Here is a 26,486-nt window from a genome sequence, read left to right on the forward strand (position 1 = left end):
GGACGGACCCGGGCGGTCGGTCAGGCGGTGAGCTTCGGCGCCAGCGGCGCCGACAGCACCTCGGCGATGTCCTCGACGGACAGCGGCCGGCAGTACAGGTGCCCCTGGGCCAGGTGGCAGCCCATCTCGCGCAGGATCTCGGCCTGCTCGACGTGCTCGACGCCCTCGGCGACGATCGTCAGCCCGAGGGCCTGTCCCATCTTCACCATGCCCTCGACGAGGGCGCGGGCCGTGGGTTCGGTCGCGATGTCGCGCACGAAGCTGCGGTCGATCTTGAACGACGAGAACGGCCGGTGGCGCAGGTACCCGAGGGAGGAGAACCCCGTCCCGAAGTCGTCGATCGTCAGCTGCGCCCCCGTCTCGGCGAGGTCGCGCAACCGGTCGACGGTGTCGTCGTCGATCATGACCGACTCGGTCATCTCCAGGTGCAGGCGGCACCCGCTGGCGGCGGTCAGGCGCACGGCGGACGCGACGCGTTCGGTGAAGTCGGGGTGGCGCAGCTGCACCGGCGAGACGTTGACCATGAGGTCGAGGCGGCGGCCCGCGTGCCGCTGGATCTGCGGGGCGTCGCGCGCGACCTGGCGCAGCACGGAGTCCCCGATGCCGACGACCGTGCCGGACCGTTCGGCGAGCCCGATGAACTCGTCCGGTCCGACGAGCGGTTCGACGGCGCCGCCGCGGTCGCGGCGCCAGCGGACGAGCGCCTCGAGACCGACGACGGGGGCCCCGACGGCCCCGGAACCGGTGTGCTGCAGGTCCACGATCGGCTGGTAGTGCACGACGAACGCCTCGGCGGGGGCCTGCTGCAGGTCCTCGATCACCTGCAGGCGGGCGATCTCCTCCTCGAGGAGTTCGGGGCGGAACTCCACCCAGCGGTTCTTGCCCGTGGCCTTGGCCCGGTACATGGCGGTGTCGGCGTTGCGCAGCAGCGTCCCGACGTCGTCGCCGGGGCGGGCGCGGGACAACCCGATGGACCCCTGGACGCGCAGGACGTGACCGCGCATCCGGACCTCGACGCGCAACGCGACGAGCACGCGCCGGCACAGGCCCTCGACGTCGAGGCAGTCCGGCAGCAGGACGGCGAACTCGTCCCCACCCAGGCGCGCCACGGTGCTGCCGCCGCGCAGGGTGTCGCGCAGCCGGGCCCCGACGAGTCGCAGGAGTTCGTCCCCGGCCTCGTGGCCGAACCGGTCGTTGACGCCCTTGAACCCGTCGAGGTCGAGGTAGAGGACGACGAGGCGGTCGAGGCGCTGGCCGTCGCGGGCCCGCTCGAGCTCGGTGGCGAGGTGCTCGGCGAACTGCAGGCGGTTGGGCAGTCCGGTGACGACGTCCCGTCGGGCCAGGCCGTGCATCTCCTCGCTGGCGCTGACGCGGAAGAACGCGGCCTCCCCGACGGAGGCGAGGGCCTCCAGCGCCTTCTCGTCCGAGGCCCGCTGGTTGGGGTCCCGGCGCCGGGGCGCGGTGATGTAGAGGACGACCCCGTCGCCGGCGACGACGGGGACGCCGATCTCGTCCTCGCCGGGACCGACCGAGCGCACCATCGCCGCGGGGGTGCCGGCGACCATGCGCGCGTGCTTCTGCAGGGCGCGGGCGAGGTCGGCGCGGCGGCCCTGGGTGTGCAGGGCGGTGGCGGCCTCGAAGAGCGCCTCGCTGCGACGGGCGACGTCGCGCGTCTGCCGCATGGCCCGGGTCGCGACCATCGTGACGACCATGGGGATGACGAGGAGCAGGGCGACCCAGCTCTCGAGCCGGTAGTAGACGAGCCCGCCCAGGTACCCCAGCCCGCCGACGGCGACGCTGGTGCCGCCCGCGAGCCAGGTGCCGGCGTGCAGCAGTTCGCGCCGCAGGCTGGTGTGCTCCTGGATGGCGACGGACACGGCGGACACGAGGACGTCGAGGACGAACACCGCGAGGACGGCCGCGAAGACGGCGACGACCTCGTCCGGCGCCGCCCGCAGCGCGACCGCCAGGTACGGGCCGTCGTCCGGCCCTGGCACGTCGACGCGGCCGGCGACGCCGAACGCGTCCAGCACGACGAGCGCGATCGGCAGGAAGAGCACGCCGATGCCGGCGTTGAACGTCCGGCTGACCCAGCTCCTGCGCTGCAGCAGGTTGGTCGGCACCACGCACAGGCACCAGGCGAGCGCGGCGCTCGTGGGCGGCATGAAGCAGAGCAGGAAGGCGAGGACACCGACGTCGAACTGGACCTCGACACCCGCGTGCTTGGTGTTGATCGCGAACGGGAACCGCGTCAGCAGCTGCATGAGCGGGAAACCGACGACGAGGCAGAAGACGAGTTCGCCCCAGGCGGGCCCGCCGTCGGCCCGCAGGAAGAAGACGACCGCTGTGACCACGGTCGCGAGGGCGGCGAGGGTGACGGCGCCGTCGAAGAGGACGCTGGCCACCCGACGGCGCTCCCGCACGCCTGCGCTCATCAACACCTCCCCTGCCGTGCCCGGACGCGGCTCATCCTGACACTCCGGCACCGTGCGGTCACGCTCGATCAAGGTCCAGCGACCTGCTTGCACTCGTTCGGAGCAACTCGGTACCGCCCTGACCTGCAACGTCTCACGCAGTGCTCGGCACCGCGCACGGAAAGTGGTCACGTGACCGGTGTGCCCCGGACGTAGCCTTCGCCCGTGCGCCCCCTGCTCCCCCTGCCCGTCCCGGCGGGCGAGGCCGTCCTGGACCTGCTGCCGGCCCTCGCGCGCGCCCTGGCCGGGGAGCTCGGGCACGCCCTGCTCCCCCACGCCGCGGACTCGGCCCCCGACCCCGGGCTGCGTCCCGGCCAGGACCTGGGGGAAGGGGAGGACGACCCGGACGACCCGACGGCGGTCGTCGTCTCGACCTCCGGGTCCACCGGGGCACCGAAGGGCGCCCTGCTGCCCGCCGGCGCCCTGCGTGCGTCCGCCGCGGCGACGGCGGACCGGCTCTCCCCCGGTCCGGGGACCCAGCAGTGGGTGCTCGCCCTGCCGGCCCACCACGTCGCCGGGCTGCAGGTGCTGCTGCGCTCCGTGCGCGCCGGCACCGAGCCGGTGGTCCTGCCCGTCGGCCCCTTCACCCCGGCCGCCTTCGTCGCGGCCACGGCGGCCGCCGCGGGCGACCAGCTCCTGACCTCCCTCGTCCCGACCCAGCTCGTGCGGCTGCTCGACGCCTCACCCGACCCGGACGCCGAGCCGGTCGCGGCGCTGCGCCGGTACGCCGCCGTCCTCGTCGGTTCGGCCGCGACACCGGCACCGCTGCTGGACCGCGCCCGGTCCGCCGGGGTCCGCGTCGTCACCACCTACGGCTCGAGCGAGACGTGCGGGGGCTGCGTCTACGACGGCGTGCCGCTGTCCGGCGTCACGGCGGACGTCGAGGACGGCCGGCTCGTCCTGTCCGGACCCGTCGTCGCGCGCGGCTACCGGGACCGGCCCGGACACCCGGCGTTCCCGTCCGGCCCCGGCCCCCGCCGGTTCCGGACCGACGACACCGCGCAGGTCGACGGGGGCCGCGTGCGCGTCCTGGGCCGCGTCGACGACCTCATCACCACCGGGGGCCTCAAGCTCGCCCCGGGCCTCGTGGAGGAGGCGCTGACGGGGACCCCCGGCGTCGCGGAGGTCGTCGTCGTCGGCGTGCCCGACCCGGAGTGGGGTCAGCGCGTCGTCGCGTGCGTCGTCCCGGCCGGGACCGCCCCCACGCTGGCGGAGGTCCGCGACCGGGTGACCCACCGGCTGGAGCGCTGGGCCGCCCCCCGCCAGCTGCTCGTGCTGCCGGAGCTGCCGCTGCGCGGGCCGGGCAAACCGGACCGCACGCGGTTGCGGGCCCTGGCCGCCGACCGCCCCGGCGGCTGACGGCGGTACCGGGGAGGTCCCGGCGAGGTCTCGACGGGGAGGTCCTGGCTGGGGCATCCGGTCTGCGGGTGCGAAACTGGGGCATGACCCGCGTGGTGCCGACCGTGCTCCTCCTGGCGTTCACCGTGTGGTGCCTGGTGAGCATCGTCCAGGCGCCCGAAGGCACCCTGCGCAACCTGCCCCGCTGGGCGTGGCTGCTCCTCGTCCTGTTCTTCCCCCTCGTCGGGGGGATCGCCTACCTCGTCGCGGGCCGGCCCACCGACCAGCCGCCGCGCTCGTTCGGGTCCCGCCCCGCACCCCGCGGTCCCGACGACGACGAGGAGTTCCTCCGTGGACTCTGAGGGCGTGGACTCCGAGGGCGTGGGCTCCGAGGGCCACCCCGTGAGCCGGGCGGCCCGAGGGGGTTGGCACGATGGACGCTCGTGTCCGACCCTGCGCCGCTCCCCCTGCCGTCCAGCCCGGTGACCCACCGGCGCGCCACCCCCCGGCAGTGGGTCGCCGCCGCGCGGCCGCGCACGCTGCCCGCGGCCATCACCCCCGTCCTCGTCGGCACGGGCGCCGCGGCCGCCGTCGACGGTGTCGCGTGGGTGCCTGCCGTGCTAGCGCTCGTCGTGTCCCTGGCCCTGCAGATCGGGGTCAACTACTCCAACGACTACTCCGACGGCATCCGCGGCACCGACGACGACCGCGTCGGCCCCTTCCGCCTCGTGGGCTCGGGGGCGGCCGAACCGCGGCACGTGCGGGACGCCGCGTTCGCCTGCTTCGCCGTGGCGGGTCTGGCAGGGCTCGTCGTCGTGGCGCTGTCCGGCGCGTGGTGGCTGCTCCTCGTGGGCGCAGCGAGCGTCGCCGCGGCCTGGTACTACACGGGCGGCAAGCGCCCCTACGGCTACGCGGGCCTCGGCGAGGTCTTCGTCTTCGTCTTCTTCGGCCTCGTCGCCGTCATGGGCACGACCTTCGTGCAGGCCGGGCGGATCGGCGGCACGGCCGTCGCCGGCGCGTTCTGCGTGGGGTTCCTGGCCTGCGCGATCCTGGTCGCGAACAACCTGCGCGACGTCCCCACTGACGCGCTGGCGGGCAAGCGCACCCTCGCCGTGCGCCTGGGCGAGCAGCGCACCCGCACCCTGTACGCGGCCCTCGTCGTGGGCGCCTTCGTCGCGGCCCTGACGACCGTCCCGTGGCACCCGTTCGCGGCCCTCGTGCTGCTGGCCGGTGTGCTGGCCCAGCGACCGCTGCGCACCGTCCTGGGCGGCGCCACCGGCCGGGACCTCATCCCCGTCCTGAAGGACACCGGCCAGCTGGAGCTGCTCGCCGGCGCGCTGCTGGCCCTCGGCCTGGCGCTGTGACTGGCGGGGGGACCCTCGACGCGGGACAGTGCGCGCATGGGTGAGATCCGTGGCTGAGACGCGTGGCGACATCGACGTCTGGGCCGACGGCGAGCACCGCTACCGCGCGGTGCTCGAGACGTCGGACGGGCAGCGCAGCGAGCACCTCGTGACGAGCGACGGCGAGCTGCTGGAGAAGATCCACGCGACGGCCGCGGAGGAACCCTTCCTCGTGCGCCGCGTGCTCGAGGTCCTCCTCGACACCGTCGAGACGTCCGGTGGCGACGTGCCCGCCGTCGTCGACCTGCGGGAGCTGGACCGGGAGCGGCCCGAGCTGCTGCCGAGCGTGCCGCTGCGCTGAGACGGCGGGGACCCGCTAGCGGTCCTCGGCGGCGTTGTCCTCCTCGACCCCGCGCGCGAACTTGGACTTCTTCGCCGTGCCGTTCTGCTTGGCGTCGATGCGCCCGTCGATGCGCTGCTGCAGCGCGAGCGCCATCTGCTCGCGCTGCCGGCGCAGCAGGACGAGGGAGAGCAGGACCGAGACGACGGCGGCGATGAGGATCGCCAGCCAGCCGACGGCGCCGGCCTCGCGGGCGACGACCAGGCACAGCACGAAGATGCCGAGCCGCAGGACGGTGTAGCGGAACGTGACGCCCATGGGTCAGACCCCCGCGTAGGAGTGCAGGCCGGGGAAGAAGATGTTCACGACCAGGTAGTTGAAGAGCATGCAGGCGAACCCGAGCACCGACAGCCAGGCCGCGCGCTTGCCGTCCCAGCCGCGGGTCGCGCGGGCGTGCAGGTAGGCGGCGTAGACGACCCAGATGACGAACGTCCACACCTCCTTGGAGTCCCAGTTCCAGTAGCGGTTCCAGGCCACCTGCGCCCACACCGCACCGGCGATGAGCGTGAACGTCCACATGACGAACGCGACCGCGTTGAGGCGGAACGCGGTGCGCTCCAGCTCCACGGACCCGGGCAGGGCGTCCATGAAGACCCCACCGGGCCGACCGCCGGCCGCGCGCGACTGGTCCCGCTTCTGCTGGACGAGCTGCAGGACGGTGGCCGAGAACCCCAGGGTCGACAGCGCCGTGGCCAGGATGGCGACGAACACGTGGATGATCAGCCAGTAGCTGTCGAGGGCCGGGACGAGCTGGCCCGCCTGGACGTAGAAGCTGCGCAGCGCGATGCCGAGGGTCGCCAGGACGGGTCCCGCGACGAAGGTCCCGAGGTAGCGCGCGTCGCGCCCGCCGCCGAGCCCCGCCTTGTGGGCCCGCAGGACGGCGACGAGGTACCCGACGGCCACGACGCACGAGCCCGTGAGGGCGAACTCGAACATGTTGCCCCACGGGACGCGGTGCACCGACAGCCCGCGGGTGACGACGGCGCCGAGGTGCAGGAGCGTCGCCACGACGAACAGGGACGTCCCGACCGCGGCCGCACGGCGGCGCCGGGCGGTGACGGGACGCTCGAGCGTCGTCGTGCCACCCCCCGCGCGGGCGGCGGCGACGCGGCTCGCCTCGCGGGACTTGATCTCCTTGGCGCCCTCGGCGAGGTCGCTCGCGTAGGCGATGAAGGAGAACAGGTACGCGGTCATCCCGCCGTAGAGCAGGACGTTGCTGACGTTCGCGATGTTCTCGTCGACGGTCACGGTCTCTCCTCGGGAACGTGCACTGACTGCTCATGGTCCCCCACCGCGGGGGGTGGTGGCGAACCACCGTCGTCACCAGCTGGTTCCGGCTCGCCCACGGCCTCCCGCAGGCGCTGCAGGACCCCCTCGACCTCTTCGGCCAGCCCTGCGTCGTTGCCGCGCGCCAGGCCGGCGACCTGCACCGACGTCCCCGCGCCGGACACCGACGCCTTGACCCACACCCGGCGGCGGGGCAGGAAGAGCGACAGGATCAGCCCCGTCGTGGCGAGCAGCGCGAAGACGAGCGCGGCCGTCTGGCCGGGGGTGTAGCGGACGTCGAAGCTGGCGAACCGCTCGACGCCGGTGAACTCCACCGACCCCAGCCCGTTCGGCAGCTGGACCGTCTCCCCGGGCTTCATCGTCAGGGCGAGCGCCTGACCGTCGCTGCCCGCGACCTGCGTCATGCGCGAGGTGTCGAGCGTGTAGACGTTCTGGGCCACGCCGCTGCCCAGGCCGAGGTCACCGGTCCACACCCGGGCCACGAGGACGGGGTTGACGAGGTCGGGGAAGGCCGAGACGGGTTCGCCGGCGGAGTTGGCCGACGCCGTCGGCAGGAACACTCCCTGGATGCCGAGCTGGACCGGCTTGCCGTCCGCGGCGACCGCGTCCGGCACCTTGACGACCCCGGTGGAGTCGTAGTTCGAGGTCTGCGGCAGGAACGGCGTCGCGCCGTCCTGCACGACGTTCCCCTGCCCGTCGCGCACGACGATGACCGGGGCGTAGCCGTTGCCGGACAGGGAGATCTGCGTGTGCCCCACCTTCCCGGGGTGGTTCACGCTGATCCTCTCGCGGCGCGCGGGCGCACCGGGGTCGTCGGTGAGGGTCACCGACGCGGCGAAGCGGCGCGGTTCCCCCCGCTGGGAGGACTGCTGGGCCTCGAACGCGACGTCCATCGAGTCCAGCTTCAGCGTGAACGGCGGGACGTCGTCGATGGTCGTCCAGGTCCCCCCGGAGAAGCTGTCGAGCTGGGTGCCGACCATCGTCCCGCCGGTGGTCACGAGCCGCTGCCCCGCGTAGGAGAAGAGCGAGCTCGAGGCGATGGCGATGAGCAGCCCGACGAGGGAGAGGTGGAACAGCAGGTTCCCGGTCTCGCGGTGGTGGCCCTTCTCGGCCGCGACGGACCCGTCCCGCGCCGCGACGCGGAAGTGCCGCTTCGCCAGGACCCGGCGGGCCGCATCGAGGACCTCCTCGGGCGGGGTCGCGACCGTCGCCGACCGGTGCTCGGGCAGCCGCTCCAGGCGGGCGGGCGTGCGCGGCGGCTTCGCGCGCAGCGAGCGCCAGTGCACGGCGACGCGCGGGGTGACGCACCCGATGAGGGAGATGAACAGCAGCAGGTAGATCGCCGAGAACCAGACCGAGGAGTACACGTGGAACCCCTGCAGCCGCTCGACCCACGGGCCGGCGGTCGGGTGGTCGGCCATCCACGTCGCGACGCCCGAGGGGTCGTTGTTCTGCTGCGGGAACGTCGAGCCCGGGACGGCCGCGACGGCGAGCAGCATGAGCAGGAACAGCGCCGTGCGCATGCTCGTCAGCTGCCGCCAGCAGTACCGGAGGAACTCCAGGGGCTTCAGCTCCGAGGCGAGCTCGCGCTTCGGCTTCGGGGTGCGCCCGGTCCCCTCGCCCTCGTCGCGGTAGGCGTCGCGGAGGTCGTCGAGGTGGGTCTCGTCGGTGCGGGCCATCAGAGCATCACGTCAGATCACCGGCTGGAAGTTGGAGACGAGGTGGACCTGCAGCCAGCTCACGAGGGGCTGGAACTGGTTGGTCGCCAGGAGGACGCCGATGACGAGCAGGAGCACGGCGCCGAAGCGGTCGATGGCGACCCGGTGCCGGCGGAGGACGCCCAGCACCTTCATGCCGCGCCCGTAGGCCAGAGCGACGAGGATGAACGGGATCCCGAGGCCGAGGCAGTAGACGAGGCTGAGCCCCGCAGCCCGGTCACCGCGACCGGTCGTCAGCGCCATCGCGGAGATGGCCGCGAAGATCGGCCCGATGCAGGGCGTCCAGCCGATGCCGAACAGGGCGCCCAGCAGGGGCGCTCCGACGAGACCGGCGCGTGGACGCCAGCGCACCTTGTACTCGCGCTGCGCCCACAGCGGGGACAGGAGGAGCAGCAGCCCACCGGCGATGACGACGACACCCACCACGCGCTGGAAGGCCTCGGCGTAGCGCAGGCCCATGAGCCAGCCGCCGACGCTGCCGGCCGTGAAGCCGATGAGGACGAAGACGACCGAGAACCCCAGCACGAACAGCAGGGCCCCGAGGAACATCCGGCCGCGCCGCTGCTGCTCGAGCCCTCCCCCGGACAGGCCCGTCACGTAGGCCAGGAACCCGGGGACCAGGGGCAGGACGCACGGCGAGAGGAACGACACGAGCCCGGCGAGCGCCGCCAACGGCACGGCCAGCAGCAACGGTCCGCTCTGGACGTACTGCGGCAGCGTGGTGGCCGTGGTCAGCGCGGACGTCATGCGGGGGCGCTCGCAGAGGCGGTCGACGTCCCGGCGGGCGTCGCCGCGGGCGTCGCGCCGGCGTCGTCGAGCATGCCGGACAGGTCGAGCTTGCGGACGATCCCCGAGGCGCGTGCCGCGACGCGTCCCTCGGTGTCCAGGACGAGGGTGGTGGGCGTCGCCTGCGGCGAGTACGTCCGCAGCGCCAGCATCGCCGCCCCGGACCCGGCGTCGAGGACCGAGGGGTAGGTGATGCCGAAGCTCTTCTGGAACGACTCGGCGATGGCGGCGGTGTCGTAGGTGTTGATGCCGAGGAACTGCACGTTGCGCCCGGCGTACTCCTGCCAGACCGCCTCCATGTCGGGGGCCTCCTTGCGGCACGGGGAACATCCCGCGAACCACGTGTTGAGCACGACGACCTTGCCGCGGTACTGCGCGACGTCGACCGAAGAGCCGTCGACGGTGGTGCCGGTGAACTCGACCGGCTCCCGACGTTCGTCGGGCTTGAACTGGACGATGGAACCGTCGCCCTCGATGTAGTTCTGCCCCTGCGACTCCGGCAGCCCGTCGCCCCCACCGCAGCCGGCGACGACGAGAGCCGACACCGCCGACAGCGCGGCGGTCCCGAACGCCCTGCGCGAGATCCCCATCAGGCCCCCGGGACCGGGTCGGCGCCGATGAGGAGGTCGGCGGCGGGTTCGGTGTAGGCGACAGAGACGAGCGTGCGGCCGGAGAACTCCAGCGACGTGACGGACGCGAGGGCGCACTGGCGCCGCCGCGGGTCGTGGACCAGCGGCCGACCCTCGGCCCGCAACCGCGTGACCCACACGGGGAGCTGGTGGCTGACGAGCACCGACTCCCGCCCCGGGAACGCGTCGCGGACGTCGCGCACGACGGAGGTCATGCGGGCGACCTGCTGCTCGTACGGTTCGCCCCAGCTCGGCTGGAACGGGTTCCACAGCCGCGGCCAGACCCGCGGGTCGCGGATGGACCCCGAGCCGTCGGTGACGCGGTGGCCCTCGAAGCTGTTGCCGGCCTCGATGAGGCGCGGGTCCGTGCCGAGGTCGAGGTCGTGGGTGCGCGCGACGGGGGTCGCGGTCTCCTGGGCGCGCTGCAGCGGCGAGGCCGTCACCGACGCGATGTCGTGGTCGGCGAAGAACTCGCCGAGCCGCGTGGCCATCCGCTGGCCGCGGTCGGACAGCCGGAACCCCGGCAGGCGGCCGTAGAGGACCCGCTCGGGGTTGAAGACCTCGCCGTGGCGGACGAGGTGGACGGTCGTCCTCGCGCTCACAGCGACCCGCTCCCCTGCGCCGCGGCGCGGGCCGCCCCCGGCAGGGCCTCGAGGATCCGGCCGAGGGCGTCCTCGTCGTGGCTGGCGGACAGGAACCACGCCTCGAAGGCGCTGGGCGGCAGGTGGATCCCCGCGTCCAGCATGGCGTGGAAGAACGCGCGGAAGGCGCCGAGGTCCTGCCGGCGGGCCTCGTCGTAGTTCGTGACCGCGTCGAGCTCGGTGAAGAAGACGCTGAACATCGAGCCCGCGGTGTTGACGACGTGCGGGACGCCGGCGGCGCTCAGGGCCGCGGAGGCCGCGTCGCGGACCGTGGCCGCGTTCGCGTCGACCGCGGCGTAGACCTCCGGGGTCGTCCCGCGCAGCGTGGCGAGCCCGGCGGCCGTCGCGATCGGGTTCCCCGAGAGCGTGCCCGCCTGGTAGACGGGACCGGCGGGCGCGAGGTGCGCCATGACGTCGGCCCGGCCGCCGAAGGCCGCGGCCGGGAAGCCGCCGCCCATGACCTTGCCGAAGGTCAGCAGGTCCGGGGCGTTCTCGATCCCCAACCCCTCGTAGCCGTACCAGCCGGCGGAGCTCACACGGAAGCCCGTCATGACCTCGTCGGAGACCATGAGCGCCCCGTGCTCGCGCGTCAGCCGGCGCAGCAGGGCCGTGAAGCCGGGCTGGGGCCGGACGACGCCCATGTTGCCGGCGGCGGCCTCGGTGATGACGCAGGCGATGCGCTCACCGTGCTCGCGGAAGACCCCTTCGAGGGCCTCGGGGTCGTTGTAGGGGATGACGACGGTGTCCGCCGCGGCCGCCCCCGTGACGCCGGGGGTGTCCGGCAGCGCGAAGGTCGCCAGCCCCGAGCCCGCCGAGGCCAGCAGCGCGTCGACGTGCCCGTGGTAGTGCCCGGCGAACTTCACGATCACCGGACGGCCCGTGAAGCCGCGGGCCAACCGGATGGCGCTCATGGTCGCCTCGGTGCCGGAGCTGACGAGGCGCACCTGCTCGACGGGCTCGACGCGACGGACGATCTCCTCCGCCAGGAGGACCTCGCGCTCGGTCGGCGTCCCGTAGGAGAAGCCGTCGAGCACGGCGGCCTGGACCGCGGCGAGGACGTCGGGGTGCGCGTGCCCGAGGATCATCGGTCCCCACGAGCACAGCAGGTCGACGTACTCGCGGCCGTCGACGTCCGTCAGCCAGGGGCCGCGGGCGGAGGCGACGAACCGCGGCGTGCCCCCGACCGCCCGGAAGGCCCGGACGGGCGAGTTCACCCCGCCGGGGATGACTGCGGCGGCGCGCTCGAAGAGGGCGGCCGAGACAGGGGCGTCGTCGGGGCGGGGGGAGGTCGTCGGGGCAGGCGTCGACGCGGTCACGGTGCCCAGTGTCGCAAGCTCCGGGCAGTGCGACCGCCCCAGGGGCCGTCTACGACGGCGTGTCGGAGGGGCAGCGTGACGGAGGTCACCTCCTCGGGAGCGCAGGGGCCACAGCGGACGTCCCGTCGGTCCCCAGGTCCGGCCCCAGGCCTGCCGTCACGTCCACCACAGGTACCAACCCGTCCGTCCCGTCCGCCGGCACGTGCGCGGTGCGACGACGTGCGGACCGTGCTGGGCGTCGGCGAGCCCGAAGGACGCCTGCACCGAGCTCCAGAACGCCCGGCACTCGCAGCCCGTCTCCTCGCAGGGCTCGTCGGAGTCGACCAGCCGGAACTCGTCGAGCTCGGGGTGGTCGTAGACGACCAGCCCCTCCGCCGTGATCCGCTCGTCGCTGCGGTTCGGGGGGACGAGGTAGCCGTGCAGCTCCACCTCCCGCGGGTGGCCCACGGCCGCCACGAGCAGCGACCCCAGGGACGGGGCCGCGTTCTGCCGGTCGGCCAACCGGTCGGAGGGCAACCGCGCCAGCAGCGTCGCCGCCGCCGTCCACGGCAGGTCGCGGAAGCGGGCCACGTCACCGTCGTGGGTGGGCGCGGCCAGGACGAAGGGCTCGACGACGTCGAGCAGACCCGCCGTCCAGCTCGGCCCCCCGTCCGCGAGGCGGCGCCAGCACTGCTCGAGGGTCTCGCGGGGGCGGGTCGCCGTCCACGGGACGACGCGGTCGTGGGACGGGGGCGGGGTGAGCTCGAGGGTCATGCGCCGACCCTGGCGGCCCCGGCCGGTCCGCGACGGCGGCGAGGGCCGGGGTGTGGACGACACGCCGGCGGCGCGGGGCTGTGGAGACCGGGACGGCACCGGTACCCCGCGTGCACAGGACGAGGAGCACACTCGGTGTGTGCGCGAGATCACGGACGAGGACGAACTGCGGCGGCTCGTGGGCGACCCGGTGCCGCAGGCACTGGCCAAGGAACGCGACCACCTCCACGAGCTGGACCGGGCGTGGCTGGCGGCCTCCCCGTTCTGCCTGCTCGCGACGTCGGCCCCCGACGGCAGCTGCGACGTCTCCCCGCGCGGCGACCCGCCCGGGTTCGTCCACGTGCTCGACGACCGGACGGTCGCCCTGCCGGAGCGACCCGGCAACCGCCGGGTCGACGGCCTGCGCAACGTCCTGGGCAACCCGCACGTCGGCCTCCTGAGCCTGCTGCCCGGCCGCGGCGACAGCCTGCGCATCAACGGCCGGGCCCGCCTCGTGACCGACGCCGCCTTCTTCGACGACATGGTCGTCAAGGGGCACCGACCCCTGCTCGCGGTCGTCGTGGAGGTGGAGCAGGTGTTCTCCCACTGCTCCAAGGCCTTCCTGCGCTCGCAGTTGTGGGACCCCGCGACGTGGACACCGGACGCCGCCCCCTCGCGCCCGCAGCTGGCCAAGGCCCTGGAGCGACCGGAGACACCGTTGGAGGAGCTCGAGCGGTACTACGGGCCGAGCTACGCGGACGGGCTCTACCGCAGCTGACCCACCCGGAGCGGCACCCGGTCCGGAGGTCAGGACCCGGTCCACGCCCGGGGCGGCGGTGCCACGATCGACGCAGGACACCGGACACCTGAGGAGGTCTGACGTGGAGCGCACCGCCGGGTGGCACGAGGACGCGCGGTGCAGCAGCACCGGACGATCGGTGCTCGCCGGCACCGGGGTGGGTGCCGTGGGCGGGGTCACCGCGGCGCTGGCCCGGCGGGCTGCGCCCTGGTGCCTGCGTCCGCTGCGGGGCCGGTCGTGACCCGCACGCTGCGCGAGGTCGGGCTCGAGCTGGGGTTCGCCCTGGTCCTCGTGCTCGCGGCCGAGGTCGTCCACCGCGGCGCCGGGTGGGACCGCCTCTGGTGCCTCTTCGGCGCCCTCGCCCTCGGGCACGGCGTCCGGGCCGCGGTGACCCGGCGCCGCCGGCGGCGCGAACTCCCGGACGCGTAGGCCCCGACGCCGCTACGGTCCGGGCACGATCCGAGAACCAGGCGTCGCGGGCCTCCTTGGCCTCGGTCTCCCGCTGGTGCTGTGGGCGGTCGGCCTGGCCGTCACGGCCTACGTGGTCTACAGGGCCGTGCGGGCCGGGGTCCGGGACGGCATCCGCGCCGCTCGCGGTGACGACGGCCCGGGTCCGCGCCCGGGGCCGCCGCCCTTCGAGTGAGGCGCTCCGCTCAGCCCCAGGAGGGCGGCGAGGCCAGCGGCTGGTTGAACCGGAGCTGGTTGCCGGAGGGGTCGCGGACGCCGAAGTCGCGCACGCCGTAGTGCTGGTCGACGGGTTCGGAGGTGATCTCCGCCCCGGCCGCGGACAGCTTGTCGTGCAACGCGTCGACGTCGTCGGTGGTGAAGACGAGCCGGGACATGAGGCCCTTGGCGAGCAGGTCGAGCGCCGCGTCGCGGTCGGACTGCGGGGCGTCCGGCCAGGACTGCGGCGTCTCGAGGACGACGTGGACGTCGGGTTGGTCGGGCGACGTCACCGTGACCCAGCGCATGCCCTCGTAGGAGACGTCCTGCGTCACCTCGAAGCCGAGCTGGTCGCGGTAGAAGCCCAGGGCCTCGTCGTGGTCGTGCACGGTCAGGAGGACGTTGGTCACCTTCAGCATGGGGACGACGCTAGGGCGACGGTCCCCTCCGGCGCTTCTCCGATCCTGACCGGTCTCGACGCCCGCGCGAGGACGCAGCTGGGGATGGCGGCCGCGGCCGAGTGGTCACGGGCGCGGTAGGCGCTCGGGCTCTCCCCCACCAGGCGGGTGAAGCGTGCACTGAAGGACCCGAGGGACGAACAGCCGACGGCGAAGCACGCCTGCGTGACCGACACGTCCCCGCGGCGCAGCAGCGCCTTGGCCCGCTCGATCCGCCGGGTCATGAGGTAGTCGTACGGCGTCGCGCCCCAGGCGGCCTTGAAGCTGCGGGAGAAGTGGCCCGGTGACATGAGCGCCTGCCGCGCGAGGACCGCCACGTCGAGCGGCTGCGCGTGGTCGCGGTCGATGCGGTCGCGGACCCGTCGCAGGCGCACGAGGTCGTCGCGGGGCAGGGGCACGGTCCGAGTGTGGACCGGGCGTCGCCGTTCGTCCACGGGCACGCCCCCTCCCGGCGCTGCAGCCGTCCGACGACACGCCGTCGTGTCGGGCGGTTCCCGGAGGTTCCGGGCGGACGGGCGCAGCGCCGGCGAGGGGTGGGTGCGCCGGGACCTAGCGGGACAGCGCGAACACCGTCGTCGTGCGGTACTCCTGCCCCGGCCGCAGCACGGTCGAGGGGAAGTCGGGTTCGTTCGGCGAGTCCGGGAAGTGCTGCGTCTCCAGGGCCAGCCCGTCGCCCTGGCGGTACGTCCCGCCACCGGAACCGACGAGGGTCCCGTCGAGGAAGTTGCCCGAGTAGAACTGCAGACCCGGTTCGGTCGTCGAGATCCGCAGGGTCCGGCCGCTGCGCGGGTCGTGCAGCACGGCGACCTCCTCGAGCCCCGCACCACCGCGGTCCAGGACCCAGTTGTGGTCGTACCCCTTGGCGAACAGCAGCTGCTGGAACGGCTTCCGGATGCGCGCGGCGATGCGGGTCGGCTGCCGGAAGTCCAGCGGGGTTCCGGCGACGGGGGCCAGTTCGCCGGTCGGGATGAGGGTGTCGTCGACGGGGGTGTACCGGTCGGCGTGGATCGTCAGTTCGTGGTCCAGGACGCTGCCGGTCCCCTCCCCGGCGAGGTTCCAGTAGGTGTGGTTCGTGAGGTTCACGACGGTCGCCGCGTCCGTCGTCGCGGAGTAGTCCAGGCACAGCTGACCGAAGCGGTCGAGGGTGTAGGTGACCTCCACGTGCAGGTTCCCCGGGAACCCCTGGTCGCCGTCGGGGCTGTCGAGGGTCAGTCGCACACCCACCTTGCCCTGCTCGGTGACCGGGGTGGCCGCCCACAGGCGCTTGTCGAAGGAGTCGGTGCCCCCGTGCAGGGTGTTCGTGCCGTCGTTGAGCGGCAACTGGTGCTCGACGCCGTCGAGGGTGAACTTCCCGCCGGCGATGCGGTTGCCGTAGCGGCCGATGAGCGCGCCGAAGTACGGGCCGGGGTTGTTGCCCGCGAGGTAGCCCTCGAGGTCGGCGAACCCGAGCACGACGTTGCGGACCCGACCGCGCTGGTCGGGGAACTCCAGGCTCTGCAGGATGCCGCCGTAGGTGATGACGCGGGCGGTGACCTCACCGTTGGTGAGGGTCCAGCGCTCGACGGAGCGGCCGTCGGGCAGCTCGCCCCAGTGCTGGGTGGACAGGTCGGGTTCGGCGGCGAACGCAGGGGTCGCCGCGGCGCCCACGAGCGCCGCGGCGCCGGTGGCGGCCAGGACGACGCTGCGTCGCGAAGGGGTGAAGGTCATGCGGACTGCTCCTCCTCGAGCTCCGGTGTGGCCCCTGTGTCCTGTGGGGCGCCTGAGACGGTAGGTGCGACTGGTGGCTCGCGTCAACGATCTCTTGGGAGCGCTCTCAGATGGTGCGGGCCCTTCCGGACCTCCTCCTCAGAACTGACGCCGCGCCGGTACCGGCCGGTTCGGCGGGCTCGTCCGGGTGTCGAAAGCCGTGCTGGCCAGCTGGCGCTCCGTGAGGTCGACCAGGTCCAGCACCTCCGTGGCCAGGTACCCGGTGGTCCCGCGGTTCAACTGCCGGGCGCGCAGGATCCCCGCCTCGGCGAGGTCCTGGACCGCCGCGTTTGCCGCCGGGTACGAGACGCCCAGCACCCGCTCGACGGTACGGGCCGTCACGACCGGCGCCTCGGGGAGCAGCGCCAGGAGCCTGGCCGTCGCCGAACCCGACCGCGGCACCTCGCGGACCCCGCGTCCCGCTCTGTGTCGAGCGAGCCGTTCGTCCCATTCGGTGCGCAGGTCGCCGACCGCGGTGGCCAGTTCAGAAGCCTGCTGCACGGCGACGGCTGCCGCCTCGACGAAGGTCTGGATCCACCGCTGCGTCCCGGACAGCGCAGCCTGCGCGTCGGGGAGGCCCTCGAAACGGTAGGACGTGAGTCCCCCCACGTACTCCTCACGCAGGGTCGAGAGGACGAGGCTGATGGGCAGGACGGCCTGACGTGTCAGGCCCCGTCGGGCCAGCACCGTGTGGATGAGGGCACGGCCCACGCGGCCGTTGCCGTCGGTGAACGGGTGGATGGTCTCGAACTGGCCGTGCACCAGAGCCGCTTGCACGAGGGGTGCGTGGTGGGACCCGTTGACGTAGTCGAGCAGGTCCGCCATGAGCCCGTCGACGTGGTCCGGGGGCGGGGGCACGAACTGCGCCTCGAGCGGGTGCCAGTTGGACCCGCCGATCCAGTTCTGGACCACGCGGACCCCGTGGTGCCGCTCCTCGTGGATCAGGCTGCTCTGCAGCCGGACGACGTCGTCCACCGTGACCTCGTCGAGAGCCACCAGCTCTTCGGTGGCGCGGGCGACGATCGTGATGTTCCGCGCGACCAGCTGGGCCTGGTCGCCGACCCTCTGGACGTCCTCGGTCTGGGCGAGCTCGGCGACCGCGACGTTGGCGCTCGACGGTGCGATGCCTTCGATGAAGGAGCTGGCCACGGCCTCCGACCTCAGGAGGAAACGGGAGAGGCCCTCGAGGTCGACGCCGGTCGTCCCGCCGGCGATCCGCCGGATCGACCGCTCGACCTCGCTGATGCGCCGGGAGACCACCGGATCCACGACGAGGGGACGGCCGCCGAGCGGGTCCGGCCGGTAGGTGCGGTAGGGGCCGGACCTGCGGTCCCGACTGGGGAGGCCGGTCTCGCCACCCGCCGTCCAGAACGCGTCCTCGAAGGCGGCCACAGCCGACAACCTTTCATGCCCGACTGGACCATGCAAGGTTGAGCACCCAAAGTTCTACAGAACACCGCTCGATGCAAGGTTCAGTCCGTCACAGCCACTCGCGCGCGGCCTCCAGCGCCCAGTAGCTCAGCACGATCTGCGCCCCGCCCCGCCGCAGCGCGAGCAGCGACTCCAGCGCCACGCGCTCGCGGTCGATCGCCCCGGCCTGCGCCGCGAACTCGACCATCGCGTACTCCCCCGAGACCTGGTAGCTCGCGACGGGGACGTCGGCGACGTCGGCGACGGCGCGCAGCACGTCGAGGTAGGGCAGGCCGGGTTTCACCATGACCATGTCGGCGCCCTCGTCGAGGTCGAGGCGCACCTCGCGCAGCGCCTCGGACACGTTGGCGGCCGGGTCCTGCTGGTACGTGCGGCGGTCGCCCTTGAGCTGGGAGTTCACGGCCTCGCGGAACGGGCCGTAGAACCCGCTCGCGTACTTCACGGCGTAGGCGAAGAGGGCGACGTCCTCGTACCCGCCGGAGTCCAGGACGCTGCGCAGGACGCCGATCTGGCCGTCCATCATCCCGCTGGGCCCGAGCACGTGGGCGCCGGCGGCGGACTGGGCCAGCGCCATGGAGGCGTAGCGCTCGAGGGTGGCGTCGTTGTCGACGCGGCCGCGGGTGTCGAGGACGCCGCAGTGGCCGTGGTCGGTGAACTCGTCGAGGCACAGGTCGGCCATGACGACGAGGTCGTCACCGACGGCGTCGCGCACGTCCCGCAGCGCCACGTTGAGGATGCCGTCGGGGTCGTCGGCGCCCGAACCGGTCGCGTCGAGGCGCTCGGGGACACCGAAGAGCATGATCCCGCCGAGGCCGGCGGCGGCGGCCTCCTTGGCCGTCGCGACGAGGGACTCGCGGGTGTGCTGCACGACCCCCGGCAGCGTCCGGACCGGCTGGTCCTCGCTGATCCCCTCCCGCACGAAGACGGGCAGGACCAGGTCCCCCGGGTGCAGGTGCACGTCGGTCACCAGCCGGCGCATGGCCGGGGTGGAGCGCAGACGGCGCGGACGGACGGGCAACTGCACCACGGGGGAACCTCTCAGCACGCCGGAGGCGCGCACTAGTCTTCGCGCGCGGAGCGCGCCGTTCTCAGCGCGCCCGACGGCGCGCGGACGACTTCTTCTGGCTGGGCCGCAGGACGGGTTCGCCCGCCTCCACGGCGCTGGCCCGCAGGCCCTGGCCGTACCCCGCGAGCGCCTCGACGAGCGCCTCGGCGCTCGGTTCGGCGGCGAGGACGTCGACCCGCAGGCCGTGCTCCTCGGCGGTCTTGGCCGTGGCCGGGCCGATGCACGCGACGACCGTCGACGGGTGCGGCTTGCCCGCGATGCCGACGAGGTTGCGCACGGTCGAGCTCGACGTGAAGACGACCGCGTCGAACGCGCCCGTCTTGATGGCGTCGCGCACGGGCGCGGCGGGCGGGGCGGCGCGCACGGTCCGGTAGGCCGTCACGTCGTCGACCTCCCAGCCGTTCTCCTGCAGACCCGCCACGAGGGTGTCGGTCGCGATGTCGGCGCGCGGCAGGAACACCCGGTTGATGGGGTCCAGCACGTCGTCGTAGGGCGGCCACGACTCGAGCAGACCGGCCGCCGACTGCTCGTTCTCGGGCAGCAGGTCGGGCTCGATCCCCCACTCGCGCAGCGCGTCCGCGGTGACCCCGCCGACGGCGGCGACCTTGAGGCCGGAGAACGCGCGGGCGTCGAGGCCGTACTCGGTGAACTTCTCGCGCACCGCGCGGACGGCGTTGACCGAGGTGAACCCGATCCACTCGTACCGGCCGGTCACCAGGCCCTTGACGGCCTTCTCCATCTGCTGCGGCGTGCGCGGCGGCTCGACGGAGATGGTCGGCACGACCTCGGCGGTGGCCCCGTGGTCGGACAGCCGGGTCGTGATGCCGCCGGCCTGCTCCTTCGTGCGCGGCACGAGGACCCGCCAGCCGAAGAGCGGCTTCGTCTCGTACCAGCTGTTCTGCTCGCGCAGCGCGACGACGTCACCGACGACGGCCGTCGTGGGCGAGCCGTCGATGACGGTGGCGGCGGCCTCGAGCGTGCCGAGGGTGGCCGTCGTCGTGGTCTGCGTCGTCGTCGTGCCGTGGGACGTCAGCGCCACCGGCGTCGCCGCCGAGCGACCGGCCGCGAGCAGCCCGCGGGCGGCGGCGGCGATGTCGTCCCCGGTGCCGAGGACGACGACGGTGGCGTCGGCGTCGGCGTGCCGGGACCAGTCCAGCGTCCGCCCGGCGGGGTGCACGACGTTGACGCTCGACGTCGACGGCGTCGTCATCGGGACCCCGGCGTAGGCGGGCACGGCGTTGACGGCCGAGACGCCCGGGACGACGTCGAAGCCGACCCCGGACTTGCGGCAGGCCGCGACCTCGTCGACGAGACCCGTGAAGGTCGAGGGGTCGCCGTCCATGAGGCGCACGACGCGGCCGCCGGACTTGGCGGCCCGGACGACGAGCTTGGCGCGTGCGGCGCGGGTCAGCGGCTGACCGTCGTCACCGAAACCGGCGTCGAGCACCTCGACGCCCGTCCGGCCGAAGCGGGCCACGAGGTCCTCACGGCTGGCCTGGTCGAGGACGACGACGTCCGCGGTGCGCAGCAGGTCGACGGCGCGCACGGTGAGCAGACCCGGGTCCCCCGGGCCGGCCCCGACGAAGGAGACGTGCCCGAGCTCCTTGTCGGCCTTCGCCGCGCGGTCCCGGTCGCCGGTCTTGTCCTTGCGGACCGACCCCTTCGACGACGTCCTCTTCGTGCGGGGCTGCGCAGGCACGTCGTCGCGGCTCTTCTTCGCGTCCACCACCTCGGTGAGGACGCTCACCTCGGGGGCCACCGCCACCTCGACGACCGGCACCTGCTCCGGGTCGGCGACGAGGGGGCTGTTCGTCATCGTGCTCACGAGCCACTCTCCGGATCGGGACGTGGACCGTCGTCCGGACGGTCCTGGGGGTGGTTCTCCGACGAGACCTGCGGTCCGTCGCCGTGGTTCACAGCGGGCACACCGGGTCTTGACGCGGGGGGGCTCTCGGGACGGCGACCGGTCGCAGCGGCCCCCGAGAGCTCGTGGGCCAGCAGGTCGCGGGCGACGTCGGCACCCAACGTACGCGCGGAGGCCTCGTCGGCGACAGTCGCGAACGGCCGGGTGCGGCGCACGAGGGCGCCGTGGGCGTCCCCACCGTCGGCGAAGACCGCGACGTGCAGCGCGTCCGCGTCGGCGTAGGCCCCGACCGGTGCCGAACAGCCGGCCTCGAGCGAGGCGAGGACCTGGCGCTCGGCGGCGACGGCCCGGCGCACGGCGGCGACGTCGAACGGGGCCAGCGCGGTCCGGACCTCCTCGTCGTCCAGGCGGCACTCCACGGCCAGCGCCCCCTGCCCCGGCGCCGGGACGAACGCGGAGGGCTCGAAGAACTCGCTGACCTCGTGCGAGCGACCGATCCGGGCCAGCCCGGCCGCGGCCAGGACGACGGCGTCGAGCTCGCCGGAGGCGACGAAGCCGAGCCGGGTGTCGATGTTCCCGCGGACGGCGACGACCTGCAGGTCCGGGCGCAGCGCGGTCAGCAGGGCCCGGCGGCGCGGGGAACCGGTGCCGACGCGGGCCCCGGCGGGCAGCTGCGCGAGCGTGCGTCCTCCGGCCGCGACGAGCGCGTCGCGCGGGTCCTCGCGCTCGGGCACGGCGGCCAGCGCGAGACCGTCGGCGGGTGCCGTCGGCAGGTCCTTGAGCGAGTGCACCGCGAGGTCGACCTCGCCGGCCAGCAGCGCGTCGCGCAGCGCGGAGACGAAGACGCCCGTGCCGCCGATCTGCGCCAGGGGTGCCCGGTTGACGTCGCCGTGCGTCGTCACCTCGACGAGCTCGACCTCGGACCCGTTGCCGCGCAGCAGGTCGGCGACCCAGGAGCTCTGGGTCGTCGCCAGCGCGCTGCGACGGGTGCCGAGCCGGAGCGCACGCGTCACGACACGCGTCCCACGGCGTCGGCGACGGTGCCGGACAGCGGCGCGTCGCCCGGCAGGGCTCCGCCGCGCGCCCGGTCGGGACCGACCTCGAGGTCGAACAGCGCGCGCAGCGCGGCGGCGTACCCGACGCCACCGGGGGCCTCGGCAAGCTCCTTCACGCGCACGGTCGGGGTGTGCAGGAGCTTCTCGACGATGCGGTGCACCGTGCGGTCGACCTCGGCGCGGGCCGCGTCGTCGAGGTCGACGCGGCTGGTGAGCCGGCGCATCTCGGCGTCGACGACGTGCCGGGCCTGCGCCCGCAGCGCGACGACGGTCGGGGCCACGTCGGCCGCCCGCAGCGAGGCCGCGTGCGCCGCGACCTCCTCGGCGACGATGGCGCGCACCGAGCGAAGGTCATCGGCGACGGCGCTGCTGGCGAGGTCGGCCCCGAGGGCCTCGAGGTCGGCCAGGTGCACCCCGCGCAGCGTGCCCACCTCGGGCGCCACGTCGCGCGGCAGGGCGAGGTCGGCCACGACGAGCGGCCGCTGGGGCCGGTCGAGCAGGGCGGCCGCGACGGTCGCCACGTCCAGGACGTGCCCGACGGCACCGGTGCAGCTGGCGACGAGGTCGGCGGCGGCCACCTCGGTGCGCAGGTCGTCCAGCCCGACGGCGCGACCACCGATCGCCGCGGCGAGGCGCTGGGCCCGGTCGGGGGTCCGGTTGGCGACGACGACGTCGAGCCCCGCGCGGGCGAAGGTCGTCGCGACGAGGGCGCTCATGGCCCCGGCGCCGACGACGAGGGCGCGCCGGCCCGCGAGCTCCCCACCGACGACGGCGGCGGCGCGGGTCATCGCGGCGTCGACGAGGGAGGCCCCCGCCGCGTCCAGCCGGGTCTCGGAGTGGGCGCGCTTGCCGACGCGCAACGCGTTCTGCAGCAGGCGGTCCAGCGTCCCGCCGGTGCGGCCGCGGTCGTGCAGGTCGCGCAGCGCGAGCCGCAGCTGGCCCAGGATCTGGCTCTCGCCGACGGCCATCGAGTCCAACCCGCACGCGACGCGGAACAGGTGCTCGACCCCGGCGTCCTCGTAGTGGACGTAGAGCTGCTCACCGAGCTCGTCGACCCCGAGGCCGATCCGCCGGCACAGCGCGTCACCGACGTCGGCGACGCCACCGTGGAAGCGGTTGACGTCGCAGTAGAGCTCGACGCGGTTGCACGTCGACAGCACGAACGCCTCGTCGACGTGCGGTGAGGCGGACAGCGCGGCGACGACCTGCTGGGCGGCGTCGGCGTCGAAGCTGGCGCGTTCGAGCACCTCCAGGGACGCCGTCCGGTGGGACAGGCCCACGACCATGAGGGCCACTCAGACCACCTCTCCGACACGTTCGGTCACAGGAGCCAGGGACGGCAGGCGCGGGGCGACGGGAGCGGCCCCGCGCACAGCCCGCCGCTGGGCGTGGAAGGCGAGGATCTGCAGCTCGGAGGCGAGGTCCACCTTGCGGACGTCGACACCCGCGGGGACGCGCAGCACGACCGGCGCGAAGTTCAGGACGCTGCGCACCCCGGCGGCGACGAGCTGGTCGCACACGCCCTGGGCGTGCTCGGCCGGGACCGCGAGGACGCCGATGGTGGCGCCCGGGTGCACGACCTGCGGCAGGTCGGCCAGCGGCCGCACGCGCAGCCCGGCGACGACCTCCCCGACGACCTGGGAGCCGTCGTCGAACAGGCCGACGACGCGGAAGCCGCGGTCACCGAAGCCGCCGTAGCCGGCGAGGGCGTGGCCCAGGTTGCCGATCCCGACGATGACGACGTTCCAGGGCGTCGTCTGCCCGAGGTGGTCGGCGATCTGCCGGTGCAGCTCGGTCACGTCGTAGCCGACACCGCGGGTGCCGTAGCTGCCGAGGTGGGACAGGTCCTTGCGGAGCTTGGCCGACCCGACGCCGACGGCCTCGGCGAGCGCCTCGGAGGACACGGTCTGCAGACCGGCCTCGGCCAGGACGGAGAGAGCCCGCAGGTACTGGGGCAGCCGCGCCACGGTCGCTTCGGGGACGTCGACCGTCCCCACGTCGTCCTCGTCCACAGCGGTCAGACCAGCACCCTCGTACGCGTCGCTCGGGTCCCGGAGGAACCCGGGACCCCTGGTCGTGCGCCAGCAGCCTAGGCTCTTGTGAAGCCACGCACAAAGTCGTGCACGCTCGGCGTGACGAGGACCACGTCGCCCCTGACCTGCGGTTTCGCGCGAAGGTGAGCCTCACCTCACCTGAGGCGCGGGGACCGCCGCCACCACCGCTTCCCCGCGAGCGCCTGCCGCAGCCGGACGGCGTCCAGGCGCCCGAAGTCCTTCTCGGCGCCGTCCACGAGCACCACCGGGACCTTGTCCGTGAACCGCCGCAGCAGGTCGGGGTCGGCGTCGACGTCGACCTCGGTCCAGCTCACGCCCGCGGCCTCGGCGACCGTCCGCACGACCTCGCGGCCGTCGTCGCACAGGTGGCACCCGACCCGGGAGACCAGGACGACACGCGCCTCCCCGACGCCCGTCGTTCGCTCTGCGTGGTCCATTCGTCACCCTTCCTGTCGGTGCGGCGGCCTACGATGCCGCAGTGCACCGCGACGAGGCCCTCCGCAGCACCGCCCTGCCCGGCGGGAGCGCTGTGTGCGAGGCCGCGTTCTTCGACCTCGACAACACCATGGTCCGCGGCGCCTCGCTGTTCTACCTGGCCCGCGGGCTGGCCGCCCGGGGCTTCTTCTCCCGGCGCGAGCTGCAGCGCTTCGGCCGTCGCGCCCTCCACTTCGCCCTGCGCGGGGAGAACCTCGGGCACCTCGGGGAGGTCCTCGAACTCGGCCTGGCCTTCGTGGCCGGGCACTCGACGGCGCAGATCCGGCAGATCGGCGAGGAGGTCTACGACGAGCACGTCGAGGCCAAGGTGAGCGCCGGGACGCGCACGCTCGCCCGCCGTCACCTCGACGCCGGCGTCCCGGTCTGGCTCGTCACCGCCGCCCCCGTCGAGCTCGCCGACGTCGTCGCCCGCCGCCTGGGCCTGACCGGCGCGCTCGGCACGGTCGCGGAGTCCGTCGACGGCACCTACACCGGTCGCCTCATCGGCGAACCCCTGCACGGACAGGCCAAGGCGGACGCCGTGCGCGACCTCGCCGAACGCTCCGGCCTGGACCTGGCCCGGTGCGCCGCCTACTCCGACTCCGCCAACGACCTGCCGCTGCTCGGCATGGTCGGTTCCCCGTGCGCGGTCAACCCCGACCGCGCGCTGCGCCGGCACGCGGCCGCCCACGGGTGGCCCGTCCACGAGTTCCGCTCGTGGCAGCACGTCGCCCGCTGGACGGTCCGCGCCGGTGGCGTGGCCGCGGGTGCCGTCGTCGTGGCCGGCCTGGTCCGCCGCAGGTGAGGAGACAGGAACTGTGATGCACAGCACACCCCCGAGCCCTCAGGTCGACGGTCCGGACCGTCGAGACAGCGGCGTGCCTCGTCTGCGTGCCCTCGCCGCCTCCGCCGGACCGAAGCTCGCCGTGGCCGCGGCCGTCACCGCGCTCGTCGCGGGCGCCGCCACCGCGGTCACCACCCTCGACACCCCCAGCGCCGCCGCCGCCACGGCCCTGTGCGACCAGTACGCCAAGACGACCACCGCGGACGGGAAGTACCGCATCCAGAACAACCGGTGGGGCACCTCGGCGCAGCAGTGCATCGAACCCACGGCGACGGGCTTCAAGGTCACGCAGGCCGACGGCGCGGTCGCCACCAACGGGGCGCCGAAGAGCTACCCGTCGATCTACTGGGGTTGCCACTACGCGGACTGCACGACGGGCTTCTCCCCCGTCCAGGCCTCCAGCAGCACCTTCGGGTCGGTCCGCACGAGCGTCGCCATGACGTACCCGACGACGGGTGAGTGGGACGCGTCCTACGACCTGTGGTTCGACCCCACCGCGCGCACCGACGGCCAGAACACCGGCGCCGAGGTCATGGTGTGGCTCAACCACGCCGGCCGCCCGCAGCCCGTCGGCAGCAAGGTCGGCACCGTGACGCTCGCCGGAGCGACCTGGGACGTCTGGTTCGGCAACACCGGCTGGAACGTCGTCTCCTACGTGCGCCAGACGCCCACGTCGTCGATGGACTTCGCCGTCAGCACCTTCTTCGACGACGCCCTCGCCCGCGGCTGGGTCCAGCGGTCCTGGTACCTCACGAGCATCCAGGCGGGCTTCGAACCGTGGACCAGCGGCACGGGTCTCGCGGTGACGTCGTTCTCGGCCGGCACGGGCTCCACGTCCACCCCCACCGCGTCCCCGACCTCCACCGCGACGGGCACCGCCACGGCCTCCCCCACCGGAACCGCTACCGCGACGCCGACCGTGACGCGCTCCACCCGCCCGACGTCGGGCCGCCCCGTCTGCTCGGCCACGGCGCGGACCGACTCCGCCTGGGGCGCCGGCGCGGTCCAGACCGTCACGGTGGCCAACGGCCCCGAGGCCCGCACCGGGTGGACGACCGTCGCGACGCTGCCCGCGGGGCAGACGGTGACGAACCTCTGGAACGGCACCTGGACGCAGTCCGGCCGGACCCTGACGGTCAAGAACGCGTCCTACAACGGCTCCCTCGCCGCGGGCGCGACGACGACGTTCGGCTACCAGCTGTCCGCGACCGGCAGCACCGCCACGCCGGCCACGGTCACCTGCACCTGACGCCTCGCCCTCCGGGGTCGGATCGTTGGCACCTCGCTTCCACCAAGGCCGACAAGGACCTCGCCGTGGAGGACTTCCGCGACGCGTTCGGCGTCACGCACGAGGCGGCCGCGCACCGG

At 73.9% G+C, this 26,486-nt stretch carries 29 protein-coding genes; 10 read left to right on the plus strand and 19 right to left on the minus strand.

Features of this window, described 5'->3' with window-relative positions; all coding sequences use genetic code 11:
- Positions 1-20: 20 nt before the first annotated feature.
- Positions 21-2,435: an EAL domain-containing protein gene (locus AB0637_RS13855; protein WP_366172990.1), complete on the minus strand. Its 2,415-nt coding sequence runs from the start codon at positions 2,433-2,435 to the stop codon at positions 21-23.
- Between the two features lie 204 nt (positions 2,436-2,639).
- Here AB0637_RS13855 and menE point away from each other — a divergent pair, with 204 nt between their 5' ends.
- The 4 genes from menE (at position 2,640) to AB0637_RS13875 (ending at position 5,516) form a co-directional block, all read left to right on the plus strand.
- Positions 2,640-3,833, plus strand: a complete 1,194-nt coding sequence (menE, locus tag AB0637_RS13860; protein WP_366172991.1) for an o-succinylbenzoate--CoA ligase — start codon at positions 2,640-2,642, stop codon at positions 3,831-3,833.
- Between the two features lie 83 nt (positions 3,834-3,916).
- Entirely contained in the window at positions 3,917-4,174 is a 258-nt protein-coding gene (locus AB0637_RS13865) for a PLDc N-terminal domain-containing protein (protein WP_366172992.1), read from the plus strand.
- A gap of 81 nt (positions 4,175-4,255) precedes the next feature.
- Positions 4,256-5,176 (plus strand): 1,4-dihydroxy-2-naphthoate polyprenyltransferase, encoded by a 921-nt coding sequence (locus AB0637_RS13870; RefSeq protein ID WP_366172993.1) that lies wholly within the window; start codon positions 4,256-4,258, stop codon positions 5,174-5,176.
- Positions 5,177-5,225: 49 nt separating this feature from the next.
- Positions 5,226-5,516, plus strand: a complete 291-nt coding sequence (locus AB0637_RS13875) for a hypothetical protein (protein WP_366172994.1) — start codon at positions 5,226-5,228, stop codon at positions 5,514-5,516.
- A gap of 15 nt (positions 5,517-5,531) precedes the next feature.
- On the opposite strand, the gene AB0637_RS13880 is transcribed toward AB0637_RS13875, so the two are convergent.
- The 8 genes from AB0637_RS13880 to AB0637_RS13915 all read right to left on the minus strand — a co-directional run bounded on the left by AB0637_RS13880 (position 5,532) and on the right by AB0637_RS13915 (position 12,685).
- Positions 5,532-5,813: a DUF4229 domain-containing protein gene (locus AB0637_RS13880; protein WP_366172995.1), complete on the minus strand. Its 282-nt coding sequence runs from the start codon at positions 5,811-5,813 to the stop codon at positions 5,532-5,534.
- Positions 5,814-5,816: 3 nt separating this feature from the next.
- Entirely contained in the window at positions 5,817-6,803 is a 987-nt protein-coding gene (ccsB, locus tag AB0637_RS13885) for a c-type cytochrome biogenesis protein CcsB (protein ID WP_366172996.1), read from the minus strand.
- On the minus strand, positions 6,800-8,521 hold the full coding sequence (locus tag AB0637_RS13890) for a cytochrome c biogenesis protein ResB (protein WP_366172997.1): 1,722 nt from the start codon (positions 8,519-8,521) through the stop codon (positions 6,800-6,802). The genes ccsB and AB0637_RS13890 overlap by 4 nt, the downstream gene beginning before the upstream one ends.
- 12 nt (positions 8,522-8,533) lie before the next feature.
- Positions 8,534-9,307: a cytochrome c biogenesis protein CcdA gene (locus AB0637_RS13895; RefSeq protein ID WP_366172998.1), complete on the minus strand. Its 774-nt coding sequence runs from the start codon at positions 9,305-9,307 to the stop codon at positions 8,534-8,536.
- Positions 9,304-9,936: a TlpA disulfide reductase family protein gene (locus AB0637_RS13900; RefSeq protein ID WP_366172999.1), complete on the minus strand. Its 633-nt coding sequence runs from the start codon at positions 9,934-9,936 to the stop codon at positions 9,304-9,306. The genes AB0637_RS13895 and AB0637_RS13900 overlap by 4 nt, the downstream gene beginning before the upstream one ends.
- Entirely contained in the window at positions 9,936-10,577 is a 642-nt protein-coding gene (locus tag AB0637_RS13905) for a histidine phosphatase family protein (RefSeq protein WP_366173000.1), read from the minus strand. The genes AB0637_RS13900 and AB0637_RS13905 overlap by 1 nt, the downstream gene beginning before the upstream one ends.
- On the minus strand, positions 10,574-11,932 hold the full coding sequence (hemL, locus tag AB0637_RS13910) for a glutamate-1-semialdehyde 2,1-aminomutase (RefSeq protein WP_366173001.1): 1,359 nt from the start codon (positions 11,930-11,932) through the stop codon (positions 10,574-10,576). The genes AB0637_RS13905 and hemL overlap by 4 nt, the downstream gene beginning before the upstream one ends.
- A gap of 156 nt (positions 11,933-12,088) precedes the next feature.
- On the minus strand, positions 12,089-12,685 hold the full coding sequence (locus tag AB0637_RS13915; protein ID WP_366173002.1) for a hypothetical protein: 597 nt from the start codon (positions 12,683-12,685) through the stop codon (positions 12,089-12,091).
- Between the two features lie 139 nt (positions 12,686-12,824).
- On the opposite strand from AB0637_RS13915, the gene AB0637_RS13920 reads away from it, so the two are divergent.
- From AB0637_RS13920 to AB0637_RS13935, 4 genes are all read left to right on the plus strand, one after another.
- Positions 12,825-13,442, plus strand: coding sequence for a pyridoxamine 5'-phosphate oxidase family protein (locus tag AB0637_RS13920; RefSeq protein WP_366173003.1), 618 nt, complete (start codon positions 12,825-12,827; stop codon positions 13,440-13,442).
- 103 nt (positions 13,443-13,545) lie between these two features.
- A complete protein-coding gene (locus AB0637_RS13925) occupies positions 13,546-13,704 on the plus strand; it encodes a hypothetical protein (RefSeq protein WP_366173004.1) in 159 nt (52 codons plus the stop codon).
- Positions 13,701-13,892 carry a hypothetical protein gene (locus AB0637_RS13930; protein ID WP_366173006.1) on the plus strand — a complete coding sequence of 64 codons (192 nt, stop codon included), beginning with the start codon at positions 13,701-13,703 and terminating at the stop codon, positions 13,890-13,892. The genes AB0637_RS13925 and AB0637_RS13930 overlap by 4 nt, the downstream gene beginning before the upstream one ends.
- A 76-nt stretch (positions 13,893-13,968) precedes the next feature.
- Entirely contained in the window at positions 13,969-14,106 is a 138-nt protein-coding gene (locus tag AB0637_RS13935) for a hypothetical protein (RefSeq protein WP_366173007.1), read from the plus strand.
- Positions 14,107-14,116: 10 nt separating this feature from the next.
- Here the strand turns inward: AB0637_RS13935 and AB0637_RS13940 are convergent, their stop codons facing one another.
- From AB0637_RS13940 to AB0637_RS13985, 10 genes are all read right to left on the minus strand, one after another.
- Entirely contained in the window at positions 14,117-14,545 is a 429-nt protein-coding gene (locus AB0637_RS13940; RefSeq protein WP_366173009.1) for a VOC family protein, read from the minus strand.
- Entirely contained in the window at positions 14,539-14,976 is a 438-nt protein-coding gene (locus AB0637_RS13945; protein WP_366173020.1) for a helix-turn-helix transcriptional regulator, read from the minus strand. Before AB0637_RS13945 ends, AB0637_RS13940 begins: the two co-directional genes overlap by 7 nt.
- Positions 14,977-15,133: 157 nt before the next feature.
- A complete protein-coding gene (locus tag AB0637_RS13950; RefSeq protein WP_366173010.1) occupies positions 15,134-16,291 on the minus strand; it encodes an aldose epimerase family protein in 1,158 nt (385 codons plus the stop codon).
- Between the two features lie 138 nt (positions 16,292-16,429).
- A complete protein-coding gene (locus AB0637_RS13955) occupies positions 16,430-17,722 on the minus strand; it encodes a Fic family protein (protein ID WP_366173011.1) in 1,293 nt (430 codons plus the stop codon).
- A gap of 88 nt (positions 17,723-17,810) precedes the next feature.
- Positions 17,811-18,788, minus strand: coding sequence for a porphobilinogen synthase (gene hemB / locus AB0637_RS13960; RefSeq protein ID WP_366173012.1), 978 nt, complete (start codon positions 18,786-18,788; stop codon positions 17,811-17,813).
- A gap of 61 nt (positions 18,789-18,849) precedes the next feature.
- On the minus strand, positions 18,850-20,643 hold the full coding sequence (locus AB0637_RS13965; RefSeq protein ID WP_366173021.1) for a uroporphyrinogen-III synthase: 1,794 nt from the start codon (positions 20,641-20,643) through the stop codon (positions 18,850-18,852).
- A gap of 5 nt (positions 20,644-20,648) precedes the next feature.
- Positions 20,649-21,704 (minus strand): hydroxymethylbilane synthase, encoded by a 1,056-nt coding sequence (hemC, locus tag AB0637_RS13970; RefSeq protein ID WP_366173013.1) that lies wholly within the window; start codon positions 21,702-21,704, stop codon positions 20,649-20,651.
- The gene (locus AB0637_RS13975; protein ID WP_366173023.1) at positions 21,701-23,032 is read right to left on the minus strand and encodes a glutamyl-tRNA reductase; all 1,332 of its coding nucleotides are present in this window, start codon (positions 23,030-23,032) and stop codon (positions 21,701-21,703) included. Before AB0637_RS13975 ends, hemC begins: the two co-directional genes overlap by 4 nt.
- 9 nt (positions 23,033-23,041) lie before the next feature.
- Positions 23,042-23,758, minus strand: coding sequence for a redox-sensing transcriptional repressor Rex (locus AB0637_RS13980; protein ID WP_366173014.1), 717 nt, complete (start codon positions 23,756-23,758; stop codon positions 23,042-23,044).
- A gap of 176 nt (positions 23,759-23,934) precedes the next feature.
- Positions 23,935-24,237, minus strand: coding sequence for a glutaredoxin family protein (locus tag AB0637_RS13985; RefSeq protein WP_366173015.1), 303 nt, complete (start codon positions 24,235-24,237; stop codon positions 23,935-23,937).
- Positions 24,238-24,278: 41 nt separating this feature from the next.
- Here AB0637_RS13985 and AB0637_RS13990 point away from each other — a divergent pair, with 41 nt between their 5' ends.
- Together AB0637_RS13990 and AB0637_RS13995 are read left to right on the plus strand one after the other, a co-directional pair.
- Complete coding sequence (locus AB0637_RS13990; protein ID WP_366173016.1) at positions 24,279-25,079, plus strand: HAD-IB family hydrolase; 801 nt, start codon at positions 24,279-24,281, stop codon at positions 25,077-25,079.
- Between the two features lie 73 nt (positions 25,080-25,152).
- Positions 25,153-26,367, plus strand: a complete 1,215-nt coding sequence (locus AB0637_RS13995) for a cellulose binding domain-containing protein (RefSeq protein ID WP_366173017.1) — start codon at positions 25,153-25,155, stop codon at positions 26,365-26,367.
- Positions 26,368-26,486 lie beyond the last annotated feature (119 nt).

Source organism: Kineococcus sp. NPDC059986 (assembly GCF_040702905.1).
Taxonomy (GTDB): domain Bacteria; phylum Actinomycetota; class Actinomycetes; order Actinomycetales; family Kineococcaceae; genus Kineococcus.

Bases quoted from the DNA above. Each gene is read 5' to 3' on its own strand.
- AB0637_RS13855 (WP_366172990.1), bottom strand. From the start codon at position 2,435: ATGAGCGCAGGCGTGCGGGAGCGCCGTCGGGTGGCCAGCGTCCTCTTC.
- AB0637_RS13865 (WP_366172992.1), top strand. From the start codon at position 3,917: ATGACCCGCGTGGTGCCGACCGTGCTCCTCCTGGCGTTCACCGTGTGG.
- AB0637_RS13880 (WP_366172995.1), bottom strand. From the start codon at position 5,813: ATGGGCGTCACGTTCCGCTACACCGTCCTGCGGCTCGGCATCTTCGTG.
- AB0637_RS13890 (WP_366172997.1), bottom strand. From the start codon at position 8,521: ATGGCCCGCACCGACGAGACCCACCTCGACGACCTCCGCGACGCCTAC.
- AB0637_RS13895 (WP_366172998.1), bottom strand. From the start codon at position 9,307: ATGACGTCCGCGCTGACCACGGCCACCACGCTGCCGCAGTACGTCCAG.
- AB0637_RS13900 (WP_366172999.1), bottom strand. From the start codon at position 9,936: ATGGGGATCTCGCGCAGGGCGTTCGGGACCGCCGCGCTGTCGGCGGTG.
- AB0637_RS13915 (WP_366173002.1), bottom strand. From the start codon at position 12,685: ATGACCCTCGAGCTCACCCCGCCCCCGTCCCACGACCGCGTCGTCCCG.
- AB0637_RS13940 (WP_366173009.1), bottom strand. From the start codon at position 14,545: ATGCTGAAGGTGACCAACGTCCTCCTGACCGTGCACGACCACGACGAG.
- AB0637_RS13950 (WP_366173010.1), bottom strand. From the start codon at position 16,291: ATGACCTTCACCCCTTCGCGACGCAGCGTCGTCCTGGCCGCCACCGGC.
- AB0637_RS13965 (WP_366173021.1), bottom strand. From the start codon at position 20,643: ATGACGAACAGCCCCCTCGTCGCCGACCCGGAGCAGGTGCCGGTCGTC.
- AB0637_RS13975 (WP_366173023.1), bottom strand. From the start codon at position 23,032: ATGGTCGTGGGCCTGTCCCACCGGACGGCGTCCCTGGAGGTGCTCGAA.
- AB0637_RS13985 (WP_366173015.1), bottom strand. From the start codon at position 24,237: ATGGACCACGCAGAGCGAACGACGGGCGTCGGGGAGGCGCGTGTCGTC.